Here is a 25026-nt window from a genome sequence, read left to right as displayed (position 1 = left end):
AGGTGCCCACGACCTGCCGCCCGGCCATCACGGCGTCAGGAGTGATCGCCGGACGACAGCCGGGAACGGCGGGGGCGGTGGCGATGCCGACCGGCGTCGGTGAGCAGCACGCCCGTGACCAGTTCGGGACGGATGCGCACCGCGTGGTCCATGCCGGGATGCGGCGCCCAGGGGTCCAACAGGGCGCGGATGCGGGCCACTTCACCCGGGGCCGTGACGAGGCGGGCGTACCCCGTGACCACCACGCTCCAGCCCAGGCGGGTGACGGGGTCGATGGCGTCGGCCTCGTAGGCGACGACGACGCCTTCGCCCTCGTCGTGCCGGGCGTGCGCGGTGAGTGCCGCGCCCTCGTGGGTGCGGATGACGATGTCGCCGTCGTCGAGGACGTGGCTGACCGGGTGGATCGTCGGCAGGGCCTGTCGGGTGAAGACGATCCTGCCCAGGGGCACACTGCCCAGCAGCCGCAGCGCCTCGACCCGGTCGAGGTCGATACGGCGGCGTACGGGCTCGGTGCCTCGGATCATGGCCGGTCTCCGCTCCGGCCGAGCGCGGCCCGGCCCGCCTCCAGACGGGCCACCGGGACCCGGAACGGCGAGCAGGAGACGTAGTCCAGACCGACGCGGTGGAAGAAGTGGACGGACTCCGGGTCGCCGCCGTGCTCGCCGCACACACCGGTCTGCAACCGCGGACGGACCGCACGGCCCTCCTCGACAGCGATCCGGACCAGCCGGCCCACACCCTCGCGGTCGAGCGTCTCGAACGGCGAGGCGGCGAACACGCCCTTGTCGAGGTAGGCGGAGAAGAAGGCGGCCTCGACGTCGTCGCGGGAGAAGCCCCAGGTGGTCTGGGTGAGATCGTTGGTGCCGAAGGAGAAGAACTCCGCCTCCTCGGCGATCCGGCCCGCCGTGAGCGCGGCCCGGGGCAGCTCGATCATCGTGCCGACGGGGCAGTGGAGAGGCACGCCGGTCTCCTCGCCGACCTCGGCCAGCACCCGCGTCACCTCCGCACGGGCGAGCCGGAGTTCCTCGACCGAACCGACGAGGGGAACCATGATCTCCGCCCGGGGCGAGCCTCCCTCGCGCACCCGCCCGGCCACCGCCTCGGCCACCGCTCGCACCTGCATCGCCACGAGCCCGGGAACCACGAGCCCGAGCCGTACGCCGCGCAGGCCGAGCATCGGATTGTCCTCGTGCATCCGGTTCACCGCGGCGAGCAACTCCACGTCGTGCGGGTCGGGCCGGCCGCCCGCGGCCTCGGCGGCGGCGACGCGGACGGCGAGTCCGGTGCGCTCGGGCAGGAACTCGTGCAGCGGCGGATCAAGGAGCCGGACGGTGACGGGCAGGCCGTCCATCGCCCGGAGGATGTCCGTGAAGTCCTGCCGCTGGAGCGGGAGAAGAACCGCCAGCGCCCGGTCCCGGTCCCCCTCGGTCCGCGCGAGGATCACCTCCTCGACCAGCGTGCGGCGCTCGCCGAGGAACATGTGCTCGGTACGGCACAGTCCGATGCCCTGCGCCCCGAACCGCCGGGCCCGCGCCGCGTCCTCGGCGGTGTCGGCATTGGCCCGCACCTCCAACCGGCGTACCGCGTCGGCGTGTTCCAGGGCCCGGGCGACTGCGGCGACCAGACAGCCCGCCTGCTCGCCGCACTCCAGATACCGCATCGTGGCGGAGGCGACGAGCGGCACCGCCCCCGCGTACACGGCACCGGTGGAGCCGTCCACCGAGACGACGGCGCCCTCCCCGACGACCGTGCCGGCACGGGCGGTGAAACGCCGGGCCTCGCCGTCGACGGTGATGTCCTGCGCGCCGCACACACAGACACGGCCCATGCCACGGGCGACGACGGCCGCGTGACTGGTCTTGCCGCCCCGGCCGGTCAGCACCGCCCGTGCGGCGACCATGCCGGGCAGGTCGTCGGGGGTGGTCTCCGCGCGCACCAGCACCACCTGCTCACCGTCGGCGGCGCGCCGTACCGCCGTCGCGGAGTCGAAGACGGCCGCACCCGCCGCCGCGCCGGGCGAGGCCGGTACCCCGTGGGCGATCTCCGGGCCGGCTGCGCGGGTGTCGAAACGGGGGAACATCAGGCGGCCGAGCTGGTCCCCGTCCACCCGGAGCAGTCCCTCGTCGGGGGTGACGAGCCCCTCACCGACCAGTTCCGCGGCGATCGCGAAAGCGGCCTCGGCGGTGCGCTCGCCGACCCGGGTCTGCAGCATCCACAGGGTGCCGCGCTCGATGGTGAACTCGATGTCGCACAGGTCGCGGTAGTGCCGTTCCAGCGTCTGTGCGTGGTCGCGCAACTGCCGGTAGGAGCGCGGGTCCAGCCGCTCCAGCTCGGCGAGGGGCACGGTGTCGCGGATCCCCGCGACGACGTCCTCGCCCTGCGCGTTCGGCAGATAGTCGCCGTACAGGCCGGGCTGTCCGGTGGCCGGGTCGCGGGTGAAGGCGACGCCGCTGCCGGAGTCGGCTCCGAGGTTGCCGAACACCATGCGCTGCACGGTGACGGCCGTGCCGAGGCCGTCCGGGATGTGCTCGCGTCGCCGGTACAGGCGGGCGCGCTCGGCGTTCCAGGAGCGGAACACCGCGAGGACCGCCAGCCGCAGCTGCTCGGCGGGGGACTGCGGGAAGTCACGGCCCGTCGCGTCGCGGACGAGCTGCTTGTACGTCTCCACCAGCCGGGCGAGGCCGGAGGCGTCCGCTCGGAGGCCGTCGGGAGTCTCCCGAGTCTTCCTGAACACAGACATGGCCTGGTCGAACAGGGCCGGGTCCACGCCCAGCACCGTGCTGCCGAACATCTGGACGAGCCGGCGGTAGCAGTCCCAGGCGAAGCGCTCGTCTCCGGACACCTTGGCCAGGCCGGGCACGGAGGCGTCGGTCAGACCGATGTCGAGGACCGTCTCCATCATGCCGGGCATGGAGAAGCGCGCACCGGAACGCACGGAGACCAGCAACGGATCGTCGGCCTGCCCCAGCAGCCGACCGGTGGCCTCCTCCAGCGCCGACAGGTGCCGGGACACCTCCTCCGCCATGCCGTCCGGTTCCGTACCGGTGGCCAGAAACGCGCGGCAGGCCTCGGTGGTGACGGTGAACCCCGGCGGCACCGGCAGCCCCAGCCGGGTCATCTCGGCCAGGTTCGCGCCCTTGCCGCCGAGCAGGTCGGCCATGGCCCGGTCCCCGTCCCGGAAGTCGTACACGTAACGCACCATGGCGCAGCTCCTCGGCCGTACGGTCTGCGTACCACTCCAGCGTCGGTCCGGACCAGGCGGCGGGGGAGGTGCCCACCGTCCCGCCGACCGGGCCGTTCGGCCCACGGCCGGAGCGGGCGGGCCGGGCACTTCGGTGGGCTGTCCGGTTGCCGCGACCGGGTGTGCCCTCCCGCGCCGGGGCGGGATACGGTGGACACGACCCGTCGGTGCCGGGTCCGTGAACCGAGGGACCGGGAGGAGCACGGTGGGATCTCCCGACAGGCCCCGCGATCTGCTGCCGCAGCTGAAGCTCGACGAGCTGCTGGACGAGCTGCAGTCCCGGATCGACGCTGTCCGCGGCACCCGGGACCGTGTCCACAGCCTGCTCGGAGCGGTACTCGCCGTCGGCCGCGACCTGAACCTGGAACAGGCCCTGCGTTCCATCGTCGAGGCCGCCGCGACCCTGGTGGACGCCGAGTACGCGGCCCTCGGCGTCATCGGGCCGGACGGCAGGACCCTGTCGGCGTTCCATACCATCGGGGTCAGCGATGCGCAGATCGCCGAGATCGGCCCCTTCCCCGAGGGCCACGGCATCCTCGGCGAGCTGATCCGTCACCCCGAACCCCTGCGCCTCGAAAAGATCTCCCAGCACCCCGCCTCCTACGGTTTTCCGGCCCACCACCCGCCGATGAACAGCTTCCTGGGCGTTCCGATCCGGGTGCGTGACCAGGTCTTCGGCAACCTGTATCTGACCGAGAAGCGCGGCGGGGTGGAGTTCGACGAGGAGGACGAGTCGGTCCTGTCCACGCTGGCGTTCGCCGCCGGCGTCGCCATCGACAACGCCCGCCTGTACGAGGACTCGCGGCTGCGCGAACGCTGGCTGAGGGCGAACGCGGACATCACCCACAGCCTGATGTCCGGCAGCGATCGCGCCGTGGCGCTGAACCTGATCGCGGAACGGGCCCGGGAGATCTCCGGCTCCGCCCTCGCCGCGGTCGCCATGCCGCTGGCGGGCAGCGGGCTGCTCAACGTGGAGATCGCCGTCGGCGTGGACGCGGAGGCGCACCGGGGACTCGTGCTGCCGTTGGACCGGACCCTGATGGGTCTGGCGTACTCCGCCGCCGCACCGGTGACCAGCGACGACATCACCCGCGACAAGCGGGTCTCGCCCGAACCCCCGCGCTTTCAGGGGCTCGGCCCCGCCGTGGCCATCCCCATCGGCACCGGCGACGACGGCGCGCGAGGCGTGGTGCTGCTGTGCCGTGAGACCGGCCGGCCGGTCTACTCGGGCAAGGAGACGGAGATGCTGCGGGGCTTCGCCGCGCAGGCCGCGATCGCGATGGAACTGGCCGAACGCCGGCAGGACGCCCAGCAGATCGCCGTCCTCCAGGACCGCGACCGGATCGCCCGCGATCTCCATGACGTGGCCATCCAGCGGCTGTTCGCCACCGGCATGACCCTCCAGAGCGCGGGCCGCTTCATCGAGCACCCCGAGGCTTCCGAGCGGGTGCTGCGGGCCGTGGACGACCTGGACGAGACGATCAAGATCATCAGGTCGGCGATCTTCGGCTTGCGGGCCCGCGAGACCACCGCGGCCGAGGGCCTGCGGGCCCGGGCCGTCCAGGTGGCCGGAGAGGCCGCGCAGGTACTGGGCTTCGCGCCCAGCCTGCGCATGGAGGGTCTGCTCGACACCGAGGTGCCGCGCGAGTTCGCCGACCATGTGGTGGCCGTGCTCTCGGAGGCGCTGACCAACATCGCCCGGCACGCGCACGCCGGCCGGGCCGACGTGGCGCTCACGACCGACGGCCGCGAGGTGCGCCTGAAGGTCTCGGACAACGGCGTGGGCATCGCGGCCGGCGGCCGGCGCAGCGGGCTGCGCAACATGGCCGAGCGGGCGGAACAGCTCGGCGGGCTGCTGGAGATCAGTGGTCCCGCGAGCGGCGGAACCGTGCTGGAGTGGCACGTTCCGCTCCCGCCCGTGCGCTAGGCGGCGCTGCGCCACGGAGTGCGGGGCACGGCTGGGCGGATGCGGCCGACGGGGGCGGCGGTTCGGGCCCACTCGGCCCATGACGCGCACGGTCCGGGTGCCGCAGCCTTGAAGGCGTCCCGGGACGGCAGCCGAGCCCTTGGAGGACGCCATGAACGGCACTCCGACCGTCGTGAACGACGTGATGGCCCACCGGGTCGTCGCCCTGCGCACCGGTGCCCTCTTCAAGGACATCGTGCAGGCCATGCACGAGTGGCGGGTCAGCGCCCTCCCGGTCCTGGACGACAGCGGAGTGGTGGTGGGTGTCGTCTCCGAGGCCGATCTGCTGCCCAAGGAGGAGTACAGCGACGACGTCGTCGGACGCTGCGGGCAACCGGGGCTGCCGCCGGACGCGTACAAGGCGGACGCGGTGACCGCGGGCCAGCTGATGACCGCCCCTGCCGTCACCGTGCGCGCCGACGCCCCTCTTGCCCACGCCGCGCGCCTCATGGCCCGCACCGGCGTCAAACGGCTTCCGGTCGTCGGCCTCGACGGCGCCCTGAAGGGCGTCGTCAGCCGCTCCGACCTGCTGAAGGTCTTCCTGCGCGAGGACGCCGACATCGCCGAGGAGGTGCGGCGCGACGTCGTCGTACGGCTCTTCGGTCCGCGCGCGGACACGGTCCGGGTCGAGGTGTGCGACGGCGTCGTCTCGCTCTCCGGGCGGGTCCGGGAGAGCGCCCTGATCCCGCTGGTCGCCCGGCTCGCGCGGACCGTGCCGGGCGTGGTCGACGTCCGGTGCGCACTGACCGGCCCGCCCCGGCATCCGGATCTCGATCCCGGTCTCCATGGCACCGGCCGGGCCCGCACGGCGTGAGGTGGAGCCGCCGCACACGGCAGGAGGCGGCGACGATGGCAGGGATACCTCCCACGGCCGTCTCCCCGGTGCGGCTGCGGCGCCGGCACCGCAACGCGCTGCGGCGGCACGGCGATGTCGGCGAAGGCCGGATCGTGGTCGCCACCCGGCGCGGACCCCGGTCGGCTCGGGCGGTTACGACGACGCAGGGTGTGGGCCACTGTCCGGTGGACGATGCGGACGGCTCGGCGCACATCTGCCGGGCCAAGGTTTGGTGTCCGCACCGGTCACCCGGTGCTGCGGCGACGCTGGAGGCGGGCATGACGGGCGCGCTCGTCGGGGTGTCCGTCGGCGCCGGGGACTGGGGCACGGGCTGGGTGGGACGAGGAGCGGAAGCGGATCGGACCGCGGTGGGGGAACCTGAGCGGGGGCAGCGGCTGCACGGCGGGGTCACGCCTCCCCGGCCGCGGTGAGCCGGCAGTCCACGGCCACGAGGCCCTCGACGCCGCGCACCAGCCGGACGGCGAGCGGAATGTCCGTGGCGTCCCGGACCCGGCCGGTCAGTGTGGCGACACCGTCGACGACCGTGATGTGCACGGGCTCGACCGGCGCCGGGAACAGCACGTCGACGATGTCACGCCTGATCTCGTCGGCGAGGTCGTTGTCCGGGCGCAGGAACACCTTCAGTAGATCCGCCCTGCTCACCACGCCTTCGAGCAGGCCTTCGGCGTTCACCACGGGCAGCCGCTTGACGTGCCGCAGCGCCATGATGCGCGCCGCCTCGGCGAGCGTGGCGTCGGCGTGCACGGTGACGGCCGGCGCGCTCATCACGTCCTCGGCGGCCACCGCGCCGGCCTTGGCCAGGTCGGCCAGCCGGCCGCGCTGGGTGAACCGGTCCGGGTCGCTGCCCCGGAACTCCTCCTTCGGCAGCAGATCGGCCTCGGACACGACCCCGATCACCCGTCCGTCGCCCTCCAGCACCGGAAGCGCGCTGACCTGCCACTGCTCCATACGCTCGACCACGTCCTTGAACCGGGCCTCGCGGCCCACGGCGACGACGGCCCGGGTCATCACGTCACTGACCCGGTGCGGGGTGGTGTCCATGGTCTCCTCCTCGAAGGGCCGGGGGTCACGCCGGCACTCCGCTGCCGTAGGGGGCGTAGAGATCGAGCAGACGGATCCGGGAGGCGTGCAGGCGCTGGGCGACCACCTGTCCGACCCAGACCGCGATCGCGCGGCCGAACGCGGCGTCCTCGGCGCACAGCGTCCGTACCGCTTCGGCATCGAACTCCCAGGCCCGCACCGGGCTCGTCGCCTCGGCGCCGAGGTGCCAGAGGCACGGCGGGAAGTGCCAGGACCAGCCGACGAGTTCGCCGTGTCCGAGGGTCTCGATCACGGCAGCACGGCGGCCGGGCACGTGCAGATCGAGGGCGACGGTGCCGGTGCGCACGATCCAGAAGCGGTCGGCACGCCGGCCCTCCTCGAACAGCCGGGTCCCGGCCTCGAAGGACATCTCGCGGGCGAGGTGCATCAGCCGCTCGCGGTACACGGGTTCAAGAGCTGAGTTCATGGTCGTCGCGGAGGTCATCGCACCGGCTCCCTTCGTGGCGGATACCTCCAGCCTGGGCGCCTTCGGTGCCCGCCACCACGGGCCGCCAGGACCCTGCCCGGGGCCCTTCGGCCCATGCCACGCGACTCCACCGCATCAAGGACGTTTCACGGTGCGGCGTGTGAGGGTTCGGGGGGAACGAGGGCCGGGCCTCCGGCGCCGCCCGTGCGCCCGGCCCCGCGCCGCTCGGCCAGGTCGAGGGCCCGCTGCGCGAGCCACAGGTCGTGGACGGCGCTCGGGGGCCGCAGCAGGGAGCGACGGAGCAGTGCTTCGCTCCGGGCAAGGCGTTTGCGTACGGCGGACGTCGAGAGGGACAGGGCGGCGGCCGTGGGGCCGATACGTGCGTCGAGCTCCAGCCAGGTGGTGAGTGTCTGCTCGATGCAGGCCGGGACGCCGGGCATCTGCAACGGGCGGAGCCGGCCTCGTGCCCACGCCACGACGTCGGGAAGCGCGAGGAGTTCCTCCAAGGAGGGAGCCGTCCCCCTGGTGTCCGGCGTGTGCGGCTCCGGGCCGGGCGGGATGCCGGCGGCGGTCGCGCGGAGTGCGAGAGCCAGTGCGGCCTGGTCGGAGAGGCGGTTCAGATCGAGGCCCAGCAGTCGCCGGACGTGGCCGAGACGCGCCGTCAGGGTGTTGCGGTGGATCTTCAGGTGGGCCGTCGCATGGGAGGAGAAGTTGAGCCAGGAGGCCACGGTGGCCAGTAGTTCACCGCTGTCCGGGTCCTGGGGGCGCCGTGCGCAATGGGTGCGCAACGGCGCGAGGAAGACCGCGGCCCAGGCCGCCGCGGGCGGCCCGATGGTGAGCGCCAGGTCGGGGTCGGCCGCGAACGAGGCGTGTCGTTCGGCGCGTTGGCGTGCCGCGGCCAGAGCGTGGAAGGCCTGGGCGTAGCCGGTGGCGGTGTTGCGTAACGGCACGGGGCCGCTCGCTCCGATCCAGCAGGCGTCCGTCACGGAGCGGGGCCAGGCCGGCTCGGCGGGCATGCCGGGGCGCGCCTCGGGGCCGGCGGGCACGAGCACCGCCAGGTGATCGGCGTACACGGGGCACGGCACGATCCACGCGTCGTCGACCACGCCGACCAACGTGTCAGCCACCGTGCCGCGTATCGCGGGCGGTCCCTCGACGAGGTACAGCCGCAGCATGTCGGGCAGCGCGGGGCGCAGCGCTTCGGCGACTTGGCGTGCGGCGCTCACGTGGCCGTTCATCAGCAGATGCAGCACGGCTTCGCGCGTCCGGGCATCGGCGAGCCGCAGTGACCGCTGTTGCCTCTGGGTGTGTTCCGACTGCCAGCACAGGCTCAGGCAGGACGCGGCGTCCGCGAGCAGGAGCCCCACACCGGGTGGCGTCGGCCGGCGCAGCACGGCGGCGAGGAGCGGTGCGTGGACGCCCGGCAAGCCGTCGAGGGGAAGGACGAAGCACGAGAGGTCTTCCTCGTCGATGGCCACGGACTTCAGGCCCCGCGCGGCGATCTCCCGTGCCCCGTGCCGCACGAGATCGCGCTCCGCCCTGCCGAGGGGGAACCGGAGCGGGGACGTCACGACGCCCGAGCGGTTCATCAGGAAGACGGCGGCCCCGGTACGGGCGGTCAGCCAGCGGAGCAGCGGAGCGGTGCCACCTTTTCGGGCGGTGCGCTGCATGGTCAGGACGTCTTCGGCCCGTCGGGTCCGTTCGGCCGTCGCCGCGTCCGTACGCGGATCATCACCGTGCATGTCACTCCCCCGAGAGACATCCGAGTCGGTCAGGCCAGAGAGTAGCCGGGTGCTGACGGGGGTGAACAACGGGCTCGCCGTGCGTTCCTGCACAGGAGGGGCCGTTTCACGTCACGCCGGGCGACGCCCTTCCGGCCCCCTACGGCGTCGGTGTTCCGTCCTGGAACGAGACGAGAGGATCGTTGGGCTGTTGAGGGGTGACGGTGAGCGCCTCGACGATTCCGACAGACGCCGCAATGGCGAGAGCGACCGCGAGAGTGCAGGTCACGAGGGTTTTTACGAGCAGGGTCATGGGGCTGTTGCCTCTTTCGACTGCGAGTGACGGCAACGGACGAATACCGGCCCCGACCGGTTACCGATGAGTATGGGAAGAGCATTGACACGCGTCAAGACTCCGCTTACGTTCCCTGGCTCAGACGCACCACGTGTCCCGGCCTGACGCGCACACCCTGCCCCGCGCCGGCCGTCGGGTGATCGTCCTCACCCCGGACCTGCTCTCTCCCGCCACGACAGGCAGCAGTCCGGTCCCTCCGTCCGCCGGGAGTCGCCATGCTCCGCCGTATCCCCTCGCCGTTCGCCCTCGCCCTCGTGGGCAGCGGTGTCTTCCTTCTCGCTCTCGCGTCGCTGCTGGCCTGGTACGTCGGGCCACGTGTGCGGCTCACCCCGACGGACATCGACGTGACCTCGGTCATGACCGGACGGGGGAGTTACTTCGACACGGATGTGGGCTCCACCACACATGACCGGACCATCACCCTCACCCGCCGGGTCCTGGGCGATGTGCGCGCCGGAGCGAGCCACGACGCGGCCGTGTGGGACGTGTCCACCACCATCGACACCCCGAAGACCCTCCCGCTGAAGGATCCGCGCAGATCACTGCAGTGGAGCGTGGAACGCTGGGTCAGTGACCGCCGCACCAACATGCCCGTGCACTGCTGCGGCGAGACCCCGTCCTTCGACGCGGACGCGTTCCTGAAGTTCCCCTTCGACGTGCGCAAGCAGACGTACCGCTGGTGGGACAGCACCCTCGGCGGCTCCGTGCCACTGCGCTACACGGGTACGCAGAGGGTGCTCGGGCACGAGGGCTACCGATTCACCGGTTCGGTCCGGCCGACCCGCATCGGCTCGCGCCAGGTGCCCGGGATCCTGGTCGGACTCCCGCGACAGGGGCAGGTGTTCGCCGAGGAGTGGTACGCCGACCCCCGGATCGCTCTCGTCGTGGACCAGCGCACCGGCGAGATCGTCGACGCGAGCATCGCCCCGAACGTGACGCTGCGCCGCCTCGGCGGCCGGCAGGACGCGGTCACCCTGCTCCAGAGCGACGCACTGGCCATGACCGACGCCACCCGCAAGGCGGTGGTGGACCGGGCCGTGGCCGACGCCGGCAAGCTCCGGCTCGTCGGACAGACCCTGCCCTTGGCGGCGGCCGGTGTGGGGGGACCGCTCGCCGTGATGGGGCTGGTGATGCTGCTGGTGCGAGGGAGGCGCAAGCCGCACGGCGATCCGTCCGGCACCCCTTTGCTACCTGGAGGTAACAATTCGGGTGAAGGTGTCCATGATGCGGAATTCGTCATCGACGTGAGCGGTCCTGGCGCTTAACGTGTCCGAAACCCACGGCGCCAGGCGTACCCCGAACGCGATGGCACCACCGCACGGCGCGCCCGATCGCGCCGTCCCGCCCCACCGCGCGCCCCGATCGCGCCGACCCACCCCGCTACGCGCCTCGAAAGCGCGGAACGCACCGCACCGCACCGCGCCCCGATCGCGCGGACACCTCCCACGCGTACCCCGATCGCGTGCCTCATGCCCGCCGGACACGGCGGACGTCCCCGTACGCACGACCCGCCCCCGTGCGACTGCCATGAGTCGGAGCCCCCCATGTCCCAGCACGCGCCTGTCCTGGCAACCCCTCCCCGCCCCCGGACCGCGACCGACGTCACCGCGCCTTCCGCCCTCCGGCGCCAGGACCCTGCTCACGCCCCGCGGAGCATCACCTTTCTGGCCCGCCGCGACCTCGGCAACGACGCGGCCGGCGGCAGCGAACTCCTCGTCGACCGCATCGCCGGGGGGCTCGCCGCGGCCGGGCACGAGGTCTCGCTGGTCTGCGGCGGTCCGGCCGCCGAGGACCGCGCCTACCGCGTCGTGTCCGCCGGCGGGGACGCCGCGCACTTCCTGCGCGCACGGCGCACGTTCAGCCGCCGGATCGGGGAGACGGACCTGCTCGTGGAGGTGTGCAACGGGATGCCGTACCTCGCGCCCCTGTGGCACCCGGGTCCCACGCTCTGTCTGGTCAACCACGTCCACACCGATCTGTGGGGGATGCGCTATCCCGCACCCGGCGCGGCGCTGGGGCGGCGGCTCGAACAGTGGGCGCTCGCCGGTGCGCACCGCGGAAATCTGGTGATCGCCGTCTCCGGGTCGACCGCCGCCGCGCTCACCCGCATCGGCGTCCCCGAAGAACGCATCAGACTGGTCCACAACGGGGTCGAGGAACCGGGCCCCCTGCTCCCCAAGGACCGCGAGCCGCTCTTCCTCGCCATGGGGCGACTCGTCGAGTACAAGCGCGTCGAGCTGCTGCTCAGGCTCTGGGAACGCGTCCGTCCGGTCACGGGCGGCACACTGATGATCGTCGGCGACGGCCCCGAGCGGCGACGACTGGAGGGCCGGGCCGGGCCCGGCGTGGTCTTCACCGGACGGGTGCCGGACGAGGAGAAGCACCAACTGCTGTGCCGATCCTGGCTGTTGCTCCATCCCTCGGCCATCGAGGGCTGGGGGCTGGTCGTCATGGAGGCCGCGGTCCGCGGCACGCCCGCTGTCGGCTTCGACATACCCGGGCTGCGTGACTCGGTCCAGGACGGGGAGACCGGCGTGCTGGCGCGCGGGGAGAGCGCCTTCGTCTCGGCCTGGTGCACCCTCGCGCTCAGCGACGCGAAACGGGACCTGATGGGCCGGGCGGCAGCACGCCGCGCCGCCGACTTCACCTGGCGCAACACGGTGACCCAGTTCCGGGCCGCGGCCGCCGAGGCGTTCGCGCGACACGGCGGGGGCCGCGCATGACCGGTACCGCCCTCCACCTCAAGGACCCCTCGCTGCGCCGATCCCTCGCCCTCTTCCGGGCGTTCCTGCGCGAGCGGACCGACCCCCGGCACTGCTACGCGCTCCTCGCCCGTGACTCCGCCGACCAGTTGGAGAAGTACACGCCGCTCGCCGGCCGGCTGGTGGCCGACGTCGGCGGCGGCAGCGGGCACTTCACCGAGGAGTTCCGGCGCCGGGGTGCCCACGCCTACCTCTTCGAACCCGACCTCGCCGAACTGTCCTCCCGAGGCAGGGCCTTCGGGGGAGCCGTGCTCGCCGACGGCTATCTGCTGCCGCTCGCCGACGGTGTCGCGGACGTCTGCTTCTCCTCCAACGTCCTGGAGCACGTGGCCGATCCGCAGACCTTCCTCAGCGAGCTGGTCCGGGTGACCCGGCCCGGCGGACTGATCTACGTGTCCTTCACCAACTGGCTCTCCCCGTGGGGCGGACACGAGACGGCTCCCTGGCACTACCTGGGCGCGCGCCGGGCGCGCGAGCGCTACCGCCGGCGTACCGGACGTCCGGCGAAGCACACGCTCGGCGAGAACCTCTTCGCCCACCACATCGGGCCCACCCTCCGGCAGGTACGCGGCCGAAGCGACGTGACCGTCGTCTCCGCGCGCTCACGCTACTGGCCCTTCCTCGCCTCCGCCGTCACCCGCGTCCCTGGGCTGCGCGAGGTCGTCACCTGGAACCTCCTCCTCATCCTCCGGCGGTGCTCATGAACGACCTGACGGCCCAGGCCCGGACCCGACCCGGCGGCCCCCGGCGCCGCCGCACCCTTCTCGGCTTCTGGGCGGTCGTCTTCCTCGCCTTCCTGGCCCCGTCACCGGGGAAGACGACCTTCGAGACCAAGCTCGAAGTGGCCCTCGACCCGATGAAGTTCCTCGGCGACCTCGGCCACCTGTGGCACGCCCAGGCCGGCTTCGGCGGCATCACCGACCAGTACGTCGGCTACGCCTTCCCCTCGCTGCCCTACTACGCGCTGATGCACGCCGCGCACGTGCCCGTGTGGCTGGCCGAACGGCTGTGGCTGTCGATCATCGTCTCCACCGCGTTCTGGGGAGCGCTGCGGCTGGCCGAACGACTGGCCGTCGGCACCGCACCGTCCCGCTTCCTCGGCGCGGTCGCCTACGCCCTGTGGCCCACCTTCACCATCGTCGTCGGCTCCACCTCCGCCGCCGCCCTGCCGGGCGCCGTGCTGCCGTGGGTCCTGCTGCCGTTGACGTCACCGGCCCGCAGCGTCCGCATCACGGCGGCCCGCTCAGCGCTGCTCGTTCCGTTCATGGGCGGCGTCAACGCCGTCTCCACCCTGGCCTCGCTGCTGCCGGTGGGCCTGTACCTGGTCAGCCGGCCCGGGAACGAGCAGCGGCGACGCAAGTGGTCGCTGATCGCGTGGTGGAGCGGGTGCGTGACGCTGGCCACCCTGTGGTGGGTGGTCCCCCTGTTCCTGCTGCGGGCCTACGGGGCGAACTTCCTGCCGTACATCGAGCAGGCGGACACCACCACCGCGACGATGTCGGCCACCGAGTTCCTGCGCGGCGCCGGCAACTGGGTCGCCTACCTGCACTTCGGTCAGGCATGGCTGCCCGCGGGATGGACCGTCGCCACCGCGGGTGTCGCCGTGCTCTGCTCCGCGTTCGCGGCGGCGCTGGGCCTGGGCGGACTGGCCCGGCGTGATCTGCCCGAGCGCCGCTGGCTGGTGCTCACCGCGCTGCTCGCGGTCCTCGTCGCACTGCCCGGGTACGGAGGCTCGCTGGGCGGCCCGTTCCACCGCACCGTGCAGGAGTGGCTGGACGGGCCCCTCAGCCCGTTCCGCAACGTCTACAAGTTCCAGCCGGGACTCGCCCTCGCGCTCGCACTGGGGCTCGCGCACCTGGTGTCCGTCGCGACCACGTGGCTCGCGGCGCGGACCCCCCGGCCCCGCCGCCTGGCCCCCGCGCTCGCGGTGCTGGTGGTCCTGCCGGGACTGGCCCTGCCGTACCTCAACGGAACCAGCCTCCAGCCGGGGGCCTTCACCCGGCTGCCCGCTTACTGGAGCCAGACGGCGGACTGGCTGGCACGGCACACCCCGAAGGACCGCGCCCTGCTCGTCCCGGCCACCGACCACGGCACCTACACCTGGGGCTCGCCGATCGACGAGCCCCTGGACGTGCTGGCCAGATCCCCTTGGGCGCAAAGGGACTTCGTACCGTTCGGCACCCCGGGCTCGCGCCGCACGACGGACGCGGTGCAGCAGGTGCTGCAGACCGGTGCCGAGGTGCCGGGGCTGCAGGACTTCCTGACCAGGGCCGGCCTGTACGCCGTCGTCGTACGCAACGACCTGGATCCCGACCAGATCGGGTACGTCCCGCCGCCTGTCGTCGAGCGCACCCTGGAGTCGTCCGGCTACCGCAAGGCCGCCGCGTTCGGACCGCTCATGACCGCCGGCCGTATCCCGGAGGGCACCCCCGTCCAGGTGCAGGGCATCTTCCCCCGGCAGCGGGCCGTGGAGATCTACGAACCGGCGGGCGACACCGCGCGGCCCGGACAGGTGGCACTGCGGCCGGTCTCCGGCACTGCCCAGGTCAGCGGCGGCCCCGAGGCGCTCCTCCAACTGTCCGCCGAGGACCCGACGTTGAAGAACCGCCCCACCGTCCTCACCGGTGACGCCCACCCCGGACTCGCCACACCGTCCGAGCAGGATGTCGCGGACGGGCTGCGGCGTGCCGACACCCGGTTCGGACTCGTCGGCGCGAACACCTCGTACACCTACACCGCCGACGAGCGGAACCCGGTCGACAGCGCGCAGGATCCCGGCCAGGAACCCAAGCAGATCCTGCCGAGCGAGGGCGTCGCCCACCAGACCACGGCCGTACTGCGCGGCGCCCGCGAGGTGACCGCGTCCAGCAGCGGCAACTGGCTCTTCCAGCTCCCGCAGTACGACCCCGTCAACGCCTTCGACGGCGACCCCGGCACGGCATGGGCGGAGGGCAGCGCGGGGACGCCCGTGGGCCAGTGGCTGCGCATCGCCTTCGACGGTCCGACACGCGTCCCGTCGTCGATCTCGGTGACTCCGCTGGCCGGCGACGGCATGCGGGCCGTACCGACCGAGATCCGCGTCGAGACCGACCGGGGGCGGGCCGACAGCGCGTTGCAGCCGAACGGCACGCGGCAGACCGTCGCCGCTCCCGCGGGCACCGCGAAGTGGCTGAAGATCACCATTCTGAGGACGGAGCAGAACCGGCCGGGACTGACCGGCGCCGGATTCGCCGAGGTGTCGGTGCCCGGCGTACGGGTCACCCGGGTGCTGGCACTGCCCACGGACGCCGCGGGCACGCAGGCCGCGGCCCGGGTGTACGCACTGCACCGCGACACCTCTCCCGGCGGTCTCGCCCCGGCCGAGTCGGGACTGCACCGGCGGTTCGGGACGCCGGACAGCGGCTCGTACGACGTCTCCGCGCGTGCGAGCGCCGTTCCGGGCCCGGAACTGGACCGGCTCCTCGACCGGATCGCGCCGGCACCGCGCAAGCCGATCACCGTCACCGCGGACTCCACGAGCCGGCTGAGCGCGGACCTGAGCCCCCGCAACCTGGCGGACGGCGACCTCACCACCGCCTGGATCGCGGGCGACCGGCCCGTGGTGCACATGAGCTGGCAGGGCAGGAAACCGATCGACGAGATCGTGTTCGGTGCGGCGGGCGGGCTGTCCGCGCGGCCCACCGAGGTCCGGATCAGCACGCCCTACGGGTCCACGACCGCCGTCGTCGACGACAACGGACTGGCCCGGTTCGACTCGATCAGCACGGACCGGCTCGACATCACCTTCACGAAGACCGCGAGGACGACCGTCTACAACCCGGTCGCCGACGCCAGGCTCCAGCTTCCCGTGGGCCTCAGCGAGATCTACGTACCGGCCCTGGCGGGCTACCGGACGCCACAGCCCGGCCCGGCGGAGCGGTTCTCCCTGCCGTGCGGTCAGGGTCCGTCGCTCGTCATCGACGGGACGTCGCACGCCACCAGGATCTCCGGCCGCGTCAGCGACCTGACGAGCCGTCGGGGGATCCCCGTCCAACTGTGCCCGGGCGCGACGGTCGGTCTAGGCTCCGGGACCCACACGGTGGACGCGGACGACCGAGGCGCGCTGGCGGTCACGGATGTCACGCTGCGGCACGGCTCACCCACCGCCGCGCCGACCGGCGGATCCCGCAGCGCCAAGGTCCGCACGTGGGCCGCCGACGACCGCACGGTCTCCGTCGGCGCGGGCCAGGCGTCGTACCTCCAGACGTACGAGAACGTCAACGCGGGATGGAATGCCACGCTGAACGGCAGGAAGCTGACGCCGCTGCGGATCGACGGCTGGCAGCAGGGCTGGCTGGTCCCGGCCGGCCAGGGCGGCACCGTCCACCTGGTGTACACACCGGCCCGCGTCTACCACGCCGGACTCATCGGCGGTGCCGTGGGCGCCCTGGCGGTGGCCGGGCTGGCCTTCGTCCGACGGCGGCGTACGACGCCCGCACCGGACACGGTGGCCACGGCCCCGGTGCCGACGCTGCCTCCGCCGCCGGGACAGGTACTCGGAACAGTGGTGCTGACGGCCGTCGTCGCCGCCGTCGCCGGCCCGATGGCGCTGGTCGTCATCGGCCTGGCCCTCGTCGCCAGACGGCGGCCGCGGCTGCTGACGCCGATCGCCGTGACCGCGATGGCCCTGGCCGGTGTCGTGGCGGCCGCGGCTGCCGGTGAGCCGGTCGGTCTCGGCGGGGGAGCGTTCGGCAGCGTGGGCCAGGCACTGGCCCTGACCGCGCTGTCGGCCGCACTGGTCACCGCGGACGGGCTGGGCCCTGTCCGCGGCCGTCACCGCGTCCATGAGGAACCGCCCGCGGACGAGGACGCGAGCGCCACCGTGGCGACCCCGTCCATGGACCCACCGTCCAGTGGCAGCGTCGCAGGAGCGATCCCCGGCCAGCGGGCCGGGCGAGAGGACGGTCCGGCATGGCCGCACTGATCGGACCCCGTGTGCCCGGCAACCGGGCCGGCGCCACGACCGCGGCCGCGCCGCGCCTGCCGTTCGGCACCGTGGACGAGGTGTCCCGGCACTGGCTCAGGGACGCGGAACCGGAGACCGTGCACATCGAGGTGCACCTCTCCGGCCGGCTGGAGCCCGGTCTGCTGCGGCACGCGTTCGCCGAGGCGCTGCGGCGCCACCCCGGCGTCCTGCGGCGGGAGGCCGCCGGGCGCTGGTACCGGCGGCGCTACGCGTGGGAGGTGACCCCGGACCCGGACGTGGACCCCGTTCACTTCCCGCCGCCGGGCCCGGATGCCCTCGCCCTGGCAAGGAAGCGGGCCCTCGCCGACTGCCCGCCCCTGTCGGTGTCCCCGCCGCTGCGGCTGGAAGTCGTCGAGCCGGGCCCGGACGCCGGCGGGAGCGTGCTGGTCCTGACCCTGCACCACACCGCTCTCGACGCACCGACGGGGCTGCGGCTGCTGGCCACGACCGCCGAGGTGTACGGCGGGGTGACGGACGGTCCCGGGGCCGCTCCGGCCCGTCCCCGCCCACGGCCGGGGAAGCCCGGAGCACTGCCGCCGTCCCCGCGCGGGCGGCCCGCACGCATCACGCCGGACACCTCCGCCGCCGGGACGGGCAGGCCGGCTCCTGACGGGACGGCGGACGCCGCGGCCGACGGGATGCTCCTCGCCGAACTCCCGGTCCCCGCTCGCCCGCCCCGCGCACCCGACGACGGGACGGCTCCGTACACCGTCAACGACCAACTGCTGGTGGCCGCTTCGCTCATGGTGGCGCGCTGGAACCGGCTGCACGGCGTCCCGGACCGGCCTGTCTGGCTCAACATGCCGGTCGACGACCGGACGAACGGCCCGCTGATGCCGATGGGCAACGGCACCCGGCTGCTGCGGGTGCCGGTCTGTCCGCGGGACGCCGCCGACCGGACGCTGCTGGCCGCCGCGACCCCCGATCCCGAAGCGGTCGCCCGGCTGCTCCGGCAGACCGCGCACCGCACCCAGACGCTCAAGACCGCCCCGCCCGGTTCACCACTCGGCCCGAGCGCGGCCCTGCTGACGCTGCCCGTGCTGCCCGTCGGCGTACGGCGGGCGGTCGCGCGCACGGTGCGCCGGGCGGGGGCGTCGAAGGCGCCGACCCTGCTGGTCAGCAACCTCGGCCGGGTCGCGTATCCCCTCGACTTCGGGGACGGCGGGCGGTCCCGGGCGGTGTGGTTCTCCGGGCCCGCCCGGCGGCCGTCCGGAGCGAGCCTCACCGTCACCAGCACCGGCAACCGCCTCCACGTGGCGCTGCGTTGGTCCCGGGCCCTGTTCGACGACACCGCGGCGGCCCGCCTGAACGAACTCTTCGCACGGTCCCTCGACCTCACCTCGTGGCGGGACCCCGCACCTCACCGGAGCCGCACATGACCGCGACCACAGGCCGCGCCGGCCTACGGGACTTCTACGAGAACCCCGCCGTTCCCGTCGCCTCCGGCCACGAGCGCAGCCTGCGGCAGGCGCGGATCCTGGCTCGTGCGCTGGGGCCGGTGGCTCCTGACCGGGCCCCCGCGACCGTCCTGGACGTCGGATGCGGCGACGGCACGGCCGCGGCGACGGCGACGCAGGCGCTGCCCGGGCACCGCGTCATCGGCATCGACTGGTCCCAGGACGCGTTGCGCCGTGCCGCGCCCCGCCTCTGTGCCGCCGTACGCGGAGAGCTGTCCGGCAGCGGTCTTCCCGTCGCGACGGGAAGCGCCGACGCCGTGCTGTTCAGCGAGGTCATCGAGCACCTCGTCGACCCGGACAGCGCGCTCGACGAACTCCACCGGGTCCTGCGCCCCGGCGGCCACCTGATGCTCTCCACCCCCAACCTCGCCGCCTGGTACAACCGGGCGCTGGTCCTCGCCGGAGTGCAGCCGGTCTTCTCGGAGGTCAGCCTGCGCGCCATCCACGGCCGCCCGGGACGCGAGGTCGTCGGCCACCTCCGCCTCAGCACCCTGCGTGCCCTGCGGAGCCTCGTGACCGCGTCCGGGTTCGAGGTGGTCGCTGTCGCCGGCGCTCCCTACCACGGGGTCCCGCGCCCGCTGCGCCCGCTGGACCGGGCGCTGTGCCGGATGCCGTCGCTGGCATCCATCCTCCTCGTGCACGCCCGCCGGATGCCGTGATGGTCCGGGCAGTGGCGGCCGCGTTGCTGGCCGACGTCCTGTACGCGACCGGATTCGCCCTGGAGCAGCGGGCTCTGCGCGGGCTGCCGGCCCTGCGGGGAGGCGAACCGGTGCGCGCGCTGCGGCTGTTCCTCGGCAGCCCGCTGTGGATCGCCGGCTGCTCGCTGCTCGGCCTCGGCTTCGCCGCACAACTGGTGGCCTACCGCACCCTGCCCATCGCGGCGGCGCAGGGCATCCTCACGGCGGGACTGGTCCTGCTGCTCCTGCTGTCGTCCGCGCTGTCCGGCGAGCGTCCGACCGGCCGCGAGCGGGCGGGAGCGGCGTTCATCACCGCAGCCCTGCTGATGTTCGTGGCCTCCTTGGGCGGCAGTACCGGTCAGGCCGTCCGGAGCGCGCATCCGGGCAGGCTGCTCATCGTCGCCCTGCCGGCCCTCGCCGCGGCGGTCCTGCTCCATGTCCTCGCGGAGCGCCGGGCCTGCCGTCGGCACCGCACGCCCGTCGGCGGCGTGGCACACGGCGTGGCCGTGGGGCTCGTGTACGGCGTCAGCTCCGTGGCGATGAAGGGAGCGGCAGGGTCGTTCACCGGCCGGGACGCCTCGGGCTCGGTGCTCGGGCTGCTCGGCTCGCCGTACCCCTATGTGCTGCTGTGCACCGGTGCCGTCGGACTGGTCCTGTCCCAGACCGCGCTGCAACGCCACCGGGCGTCCGCCATCGTGCCTGTCTCCACCATGGTGACCTGCGTCTTCGCTGTGTTCGCGGGGACGTATACGGCGGAGGAGCCGTGGCCCCACAGCCCGTTGCGCCTGGGGCTGCGACTTGCCGGCACCGCCGTCGCCGTGCTGGTCCTGCTCGTCCTGCCCCGCCACGACCGTCAGTCCCGAACCGTCCCTGAGGAGCCCGACCATGAAGTCCGACGACCCTCTGCTCAAGATTCTCGCCTGTCCGATCGACAAGGGACCACTCACCTTGCTCGCCTCCGAGGACGCGCTCTACAACCCCCGGCTGAAGCGCCGCTATCCGATCGTCGACGGGATACCGCAACTGCTGCCCACCTCGGGTGAGCCGGACTCCGAGTGACCGTCGGCCGGGATCAACTGGCCTCGAACGCAAGGGCGAGAGCCGCTATGATCTCCGCGGCAAGGCTGTAGCGCAGAGGTCGTCGCGCCCACGCATCAAGCTGGAGGACGTCGGTTCGAATCCGACCAGTCTTGCCACCCTTGTCGTGGAGGAAGTCGATTGGCGTCGGTTCGTCGCGGGCGGGCGGAGGGCGATGCCGCCCTCGGCGAGCCGGGCACCGGCGATGGACCGGTGGAGTGGTGATGACGCAGCCGACACCCGTACGCTGCCCTGCGATCGAGCACCCGGACATCCCGCTCAGCGACCCGGCCGCCCTGGAGCCGCTGCTCGCCCGGCTGCGGTCCGCGCGGCCGGTCGACGCCGACGAGAGCTTCCCGGTCGGAACGGTGCGCGCGGACGGACGTGTCGACCTGTGCAAACAGGGCCTCGGAGCGGGCGGCGCCGCCCGGCTGATGCCCCGCGTCGCCGCCTCGCCGCATGCCGCGCACGTCCTCCTCGGTACCAACGCCATCGGGAACGAGGGAGCCCGCACGGTCGCCGACGCGCTTGCCGACGGCCACGGCCTGCACACGCTCTACCTCGGCTGCAACCGCATCGGCCCCGAGGGCGTCACCGCGCTCGCCGACGCGCTGGCCACCGACGGCACCGTCCGAGCCCTGTGGCTCAAGCGCAACCCGGTGGGCGACGACGGCGCCCGCACGCTCGCCGCGATGCTCCGCCGCAACACCACGCTGCGCACCCTCGACCTGGTCAACACCGGTCTGACGAAGGATGGTCTGCGGGCCCTGTGCGATGCCCTCAGCAGCCGTCCCCGCCCCGTGGAGCGGCTGTTCCTCGGCGGCAACGGCCTGACCGCCGAGGCCGCCCCGCTGCTCGCGGCGCTGATCCGCCACGCGGGTGTGCGCGAGCTGTACCTCCCCGCCAACCACCTGGGAGACGAGGGTGCCGCGCTCCTCGCCGCAGCGGCCGATCCGGCACGCACGGTGCGCCTCGGCCTGGGCGGCAACGGAATCGGCCCCGCCGGTGCTCGCGCGCTCGCCGACTCCCTCGGCGGGATCGAGGCCCTCGACCTGGGCCGCCCGCCGTCGGAACGCAGCCTCGGCGCCCCCGCCAACACCACCGGAGACGACGGCGCGCACGCGCTGGCCGCCGCCCTGCCGGGCAGCCCGCTGCGCCGACTGGAACTGCGCCACACGGGCCTCACCGGCCGGGGCGCCAAGGCGCTGCTGGCGGCGGTGCCCGGCAACTCGCCCCTGGAGTACGTCGGTCTCGGACCCGGCCTGCCCCGCAAGGTGAAGCGGTCCTTCACCCGGTGTCTGCGGCCCGCCGGCAGGACGCACCCCGACCTGCACGCGATAGGGAGTGTCTACCGTTGAGCGTTCGTGGCGAACTCCGCTGCCTCCCGCCGGACGAGGCGTCGAGCCGCAGACGTGTGCGCCGATACGCGGTGCCCGGCTGGATGATCGAGCGGGCGGCCGAACGCCGCCTGGCCGGCGACTGGCGGGGGGCCTGCGCGGCGGCGAACGTCGACATAGCCTTCGACCTGTCCGAAGTCGCGGACCGCTGGGGCGACTTCGTCGCGACGGCCCTTGAGAACGACCTGCGCCACTTCGCCCCCGACCTGCTGCGCTGGCACCTGCCGCGCCTGCTCGGCGGGCGGACCACACTCGCCACGGACACGACGGTCGTCCTTTCCCGCTATCACCCGAAGACGACCGACGAGACCTTTCGGCGCACGCCGTACCTGCACATCACCACCCCCGCGATGACCGACGGACCGCAGCGGATCGCGCTGCGCTTCAGGACGCTCAAGGACGGGCACGCCGCGGGCGTGTTCGGGCGCGGCACCGAGGACTGGCGCTCCGCGCGGCACCTGTGGGACGTACGGCACACCGCCGAACTGCGTGAACGCTGCGGCGGCGACACGCGGCGGCCGCCCTTCTTCCACGCCGACGCCACCCCGCTGGGCATCGACGAACTGACGACCGCCGATCCCGGCGACGGCGACCCGGCGGCGCGGGCCGAGTGGGCCACGCTGCTGCACCAGAGGGGCGAGACACAGGCCGCCTTCGCCGCTGCCGGCATCGAGCTGGACCTGACACCCCCGCAGAAGTCGGGCTGGTACCGCGCGGACCCGGAGCGGTTGCTGAGCGGACTCGCACTCGGCCTCACCCGTCTGGAGCCGGAGATCCGGCGGCAACTGGCCGAGGGCGTCGCCGACCGCTTCCTCATCGCCGCGCACTGGCGGACCTACATCCAGCTGGAGCCCATGAGCACCGGCGGTCTGTTGGTGCGAGCCGTCGACCGGGACGACGTCCGGAGCGGGGCGTTCCTCGCCGAGGCCCTGTGGCGCAGGCTCCCCGACCTCGACCTGATGCGGGACGGAGGCAGCACGGCGCAGCAGCTCCACCCGCTCGTCCGCGAGGCGCTGTTCCCCGCCCTCCAGGTGCGGCAAGGCCCGGTCGGCCCGCCCAGGCCGACGGCTCCCGCACCCGTGCGGGTCAGGTGCCGCGGGGAATGGCACGAGGTCGCGTTCAGGCCCGGCGGTCTGCTGCACATGCCGCACAGCGACGAGGAGCAGCAGCGCGAACGCGCCCTGCGTGCCTTCGGCGGTGCCGTCGCCGGATGCTTCGCGGTGGAGCAGACGTGGACCTCCGGAGAAGGCCGCCTGCCGAAGGCGCTGCGGGCACAACGCAACGAACTGTTCCTGCGCGCCCAGCACGGGGACACCCCCGGCGTGCTGGAGCTGCTGGACGCGGGTGTCGACCCCCGTGTGCGGGACGGCTCCGGGCGCACCCTGCTGCACGTGCTGAACCTCCTGGACCACGAGGCGCTGCTGCCGCGGCTGTTGGCCGAGGGACTCGACCTCGAAGCCCGCGACCTGCGGGAGCGCACGCCGCTCTTCGTGGCCGTCAACGACCTCGGTTCCAGGGAACTGGTGGAGGCGCTCGTCGCCGCCGGGGCGCGGCTCGACGTCACCGACCAGTCCGAGTTGTCGCTCGACCAGCTCGTCCGCCGGTACAAGCGGCCTGATCTGGCCTTCCTCCGCGAGCGGGTACGGGCCGAACATCCCGACGCCGGCGCCGAGTGGTGGGACGAATGGATGGACGAGCAGGAGCACTACGACGCCGACGAGTCCGGCGACCCCGACGACGAGGAAGAGCCGCGCTCTTGAACACCGACCGCACGGACCGCACCGCGCGCACCGACCGCACCGCTCCCACCGCGTCGCCGTCCGGTCCGCTGGCGGCCGCGGACGACCTCAACCGCAGGCTGCGCACACGACGGACCGAGCCCGCCGCGAACCCGCAGCTGGAGGCGCTCGGCCTCGCCGTGACGGCCAATCAGCCCGTCCTGCTGTGGGGAGAGCCGGGCATCGGCAAGTCGGCCGCCCTGGAGCAGCTCGCCGCAGGCCTCGGCCTGCCGCTGGAGACGGTCATCGCCAGTGTGCACGAGCCCTCCGACTTCGCCGGCCTGCCCGTCGTCGGCGACGACCCGGCCGTGACCGGCGTGCCGATGGCCCCGCCGGACTGGGCGGTCCGGCTCGCCCGGACCGGAGCGGGCCTGCTCTTCTTCGACGAACTGTCCTCCGCCCCGCCGGCCGTGCAGGCCGCACTGCTGCGAGTGGTGCTCGAACGACGGGTCGGCAGCCTGGTGCTGCCCGAGGGGGTGCGGATCGTCGCCGCCGCCAACCCGCCGTCCAGCGCGGCGAACGGCTGGCATCTCAGCCCGCCGCTCGCCAACCGCTTCGTCCACCTCGACTGGACCCACGACCCTCGCACCGTGGCCCGCGGGATGGCCGGCACCTGGCCGGAAGCGACCGTGCCCGTCGTGCAGGCCACCAGGGTGCCGGGCGCGGTCGCCCGGGCGCGTGGCGCCGTCTCCGGTTTCCTGACGGCGCGGCCCGGCCTGGTCCACCACATCCCCGGCGACGCCGAGAGCCGGGGCCGGTCCTGGCCGTCCCCGCGCACGTGGGAGATGGCGCTCACGCTGCTCGCCACCGGGTACGCGGCCGGCGCAGGCCGCGAGGCGCTGGCCGCCGCACTCGCCGGCGCCGTCGGCGACGGCGCGGGCATCGAGCTGCTGTCCTACCTCGAACACCTCGATCTGCCCGACCCCGACCGGGTCCTCGCCGATCCGGACGCCTTCGCCCTGCCCGACCGCGGCGACCGCCAGCTGGCGTTCCTCATCGCGGTGGTCGCCGCCGTCCAGAGCGACCTCACCCGGCCCCGGTGGGAAGCCGGCTGGGCGGTGCTGGGAAAGGCCGTCGAGGCAGGGGTACCGGACGTCGCCGCTCGCGCCGCCACCGACCTCGCGGCGATGCGGCAGGTCGACTGGCCCGTACCGCCCGGCATCGACGGGTTCCTGGACCTGCTGCAGCTGTCCGGGGCGCTGCCCGGCGGCGGCCGGTGAGGCGTGC

19 protein-coding genes and 1 pseudogene are annotated in these 25026 nt (G+C 73.5%); 14 read left to right on the top strand and 6 right to left on the bottom strand.

The window, feature by feature from the left end; genetic code table 11:
* Positions 1–35: 35 nt before the first annotated feature.
* Together BIV25_RS09620 and ppdK are read right to left on the bottom strand one after the other, a co-directional pair.
* Positions 36–524, bottom strand: a complete 489-nt coding sequence (locus BIV25_RS09620) for a pyridoxamine 5'-phosphate oxidase family protein (RefSeq protein WP_071371782.1) — start codon at positions 522–524, stop codon at positions 36–38.
* On the bottom strand, positions 521–3202 hold the full coding sequence (gene ppdK / locus BIV25_RS09615; protein WP_071371781.1) for a pyruvate, phosphate dikinase: 2682 nt from the start codon (positions 3200–3202) through the stop codon (positions 521–523). Before ppdK ends, BIV25_RS09620 begins: the two co-directional genes overlap by 4 nt.
* A 244-nt stretch (positions 3203–3446) precedes the next feature.
* Here ppdK and BIV25_RS09610 point away from each other — a divergent pair, with 244 nt between their 5' ends.
* From BIV25_RS09610 to BIV25_RS50295, 3 genes are all read left to right on the top strand, one after another.
* A complete protein-coding gene (locus BIV25_RS09610; protein WP_071371780.1) occupies positions 3447–5168 on the top strand; it encodes a GAF domain-containing protein in 1722 nt (573 codons plus the stop codon).
* A 151-nt stretch (positions 5169–5319) separates the two neighbouring features.
* Complete coding sequence (locus BIV25_RS09605; protein ID WP_071371779.1) at positions 5320–6021, top strand: CBS domain-containing protein; 702 nt, start codon at positions 5320–5322, stop codon at positions 6019–6021.
* Between the two features lie 35 nt (positions 6022–6056).
* Positions 6057–6473 carry a hypothetical protein gene (locus BIV25_RS50295; protein WP_177235213.1) on the top strand — a complete coding sequence of 139 codons (417 nt, stop codon included), beginning with the start codon at positions 6057–6059 and terminating at the stop codon, positions 6471–6473.
* Here the strand turns inward: BIV25_RS50295 and BIV25_RS09600 are convergent.
* The 4 genes from BIV25_RS09600 to BIV25_RS50880 all read right to left on the bottom strand — a co-directional run bounded on the left by BIV25_RS09600 (position 6451) and on the right by BIV25_RS50880 (position 9604).
* A complete protein-coding gene (locus tag BIV25_RS09600) occupies positions 6451–7104 on the bottom strand; it encodes a CBS domain-containing protein (protein WP_071371778.1) in 654 nt (217 codons plus the stop codon). The genes BIV25_RS50295 and BIV25_RS09600 overlap by 23 nt on opposite strands.
* A 25-nt stretch (positions 7105–7129) precedes the next feature.
* On the bottom strand, positions 7130–7588 hold the full coding sequence (locus BIV25_RS09595; protein ID WP_071371777.1) for a cyclic nucleotide-binding domain-containing protein: 459 nt from the start codon (positions 7586–7588) through the stop codon (positions 7130–7132).
* Positions 7589–7716: 128 nt separating this feature from the next.
* Positions 7717–9312: a helix-turn-helix domain-containing protein gene (locus BIV25_RS09590; RefSeq protein ID WP_071371776.1), complete on the bottom strand. Its 1596-nt coding sequence runs from the start codon at positions 9310–9312 to the stop codon at positions 7717–7719.
* Positions 9313–9451: 139 nt separating this feature from the next.
* The gene (locus tag BIV25_RS50880; protein ID WP_177235212.1) at positions 9452–9604 is read right to left on the bottom strand and encodes a hypothetical protein; all 153 of its coding nucleotides are present in this window, start codon (positions 9602–9604) and stop codon (positions 9452–9454) included.
* Between the two features lie 257 nt (positions 9605–9861).
* Here BIV25_RS50880 and BIV25_RS09585 point away from each other — a divergent pair, with 257 nt between their 5' ends.
* From BIV25_RS09585 to BIV25_RS09535, 11 genes and pseudogenes are all read left to right on the top strand, one after another.
* Positions 9862–10911 carry a DUF3068 domain-containing protein gene (locus tag BIV25_RS09585; protein WP_071371775.1) on the top strand — a complete coding sequence of 350 codons (1050 nt, stop codon included), beginning with the start codon at positions 9862–9864 and terminating at the stop codon, positions 10909–10911.
* A gap of 279 nt (positions 10912–11190) precedes the next feature.
* Positions 11191–12369, top strand: coding sequence for a glycosyltransferase family 4 protein (locus BIV25_RS09580; RefSeq protein ID WP_071371774.1), 1179 nt, complete (start codon positions 11191–11193; stop codon positions 12367–12369).
* Entirely contained in the window at positions 12366–13112 is a 747-nt protein-coding gene (locus BIV25_RS09575) for a class I SAM-dependent methyltransferase (protein WP_071371773.1), read from the top strand. Before BIV25_RS09580 ends, BIV25_RS09575 begins: the two co-directional genes overlap by 4 nt.
* A complete protein-coding gene (locus tag BIV25_RS09570; protein ID WP_071371772.1) occupies positions 13109–17371 on the top strand; it encodes an alpha-(1->3)-arabinofuranosyltransferase family protein in 4263 nt (1420 codons plus the stop codon). The genes BIV25_RS09575 and BIV25_RS09570 overlap by 4 nt, the downstream gene beginning before the upstream one ends.
* The gene (locus BIV25_RS09565) at positions 17359–18792 is read left to right on the top strand and encodes a hypothetical protein (RefSeq protein WP_071371771.1); all 1434 of its coding nucleotides are present in this window, start codon (positions 17359–17361) and stop codon (positions 18790–18792) included. Before BIV25_RS09570 ends, BIV25_RS09565 begins: the two co-directional genes overlap by 13 nt.
* On the top strand, positions 18789–19529 hold the full coding sequence (locus tag BIV25_RS09560; RefSeq protein WP_071371770.1) for a bifunctional 2-polyprenyl-6-hydroxyphenol methylase/3-demethylubiquinol 3-O-methyltransferase UbiG: 741 nt from the start codon (positions 18789–18791) through the stop codon (positions 19527–19529). Before BIV25_RS09565 ends, BIV25_RS09560 begins: the two co-directional genes overlap by 4 nt.
* Positions 19530–20432: 903 nt before the next feature.
* Positions 20433–20606, top strand: coding sequence for a Trm112 family protein (locus BIV25_RS46635; RefSeq protein WP_079176530.1), 174 nt, complete (start codon positions 20433–20435; stop codon positions 20604–20606).
* A gap of 61 nt (positions 20607–20667) precedes the next feature.
* Positions 20668–20743: pseudogene (locus BIV25_RS09550) on the top strand.
* Positions 20744–20848: 105 nt separating this feature from the next.
* Positions 20849–21982: a gala protein gene (locus tag BIV25_RS09545; protein WP_071371768.1), complete on the top strand. Its 1134-nt coding sequence runs from the start codon at positions 20849–20851 to the stop codon at positions 21980–21982.
* On the top strand, positions 21979–23781 hold the full coding sequence (locus BIV25_RS09540) for an ankyrin repeat domain-containing protein (protein ID WP_256255696.1): 1803 nt from the start codon (positions 21979–21981) through the stop codon (positions 23779–23781). Before BIV25_RS09545 ends, BIV25_RS09540 begins: the two co-directional genes overlap by 4 nt.
* Positions 23778–25019: an AAA family ATPase gene (locus BIV25_RS09535; RefSeq protein WP_071371767.1), complete on the top strand. Its 1242-nt coding sequence runs from the start codon at positions 23778–23780 to the stop codon at positions 25017–25019. The genes BIV25_RS09540 and BIV25_RS09535 overlap by 4 nt, the downstream gene beginning before the upstream one ends.
* Positions 25020–25026: the final 7 nt, after the last annotated feature.

Source organism: Streptomyces sp. MUSC 14, from assembly GCF_001866675.1.
Taxonomy (GTDB): Bacteria; Actinomycetota; Actinomycetes; order Streptomycetales; family Streptomycetaceae; genus Streptomyces.
Note: the sequence above shows the minus strand (reverse complement) of the source record. Positions and strands in the feature narration are given on the sequence as shown.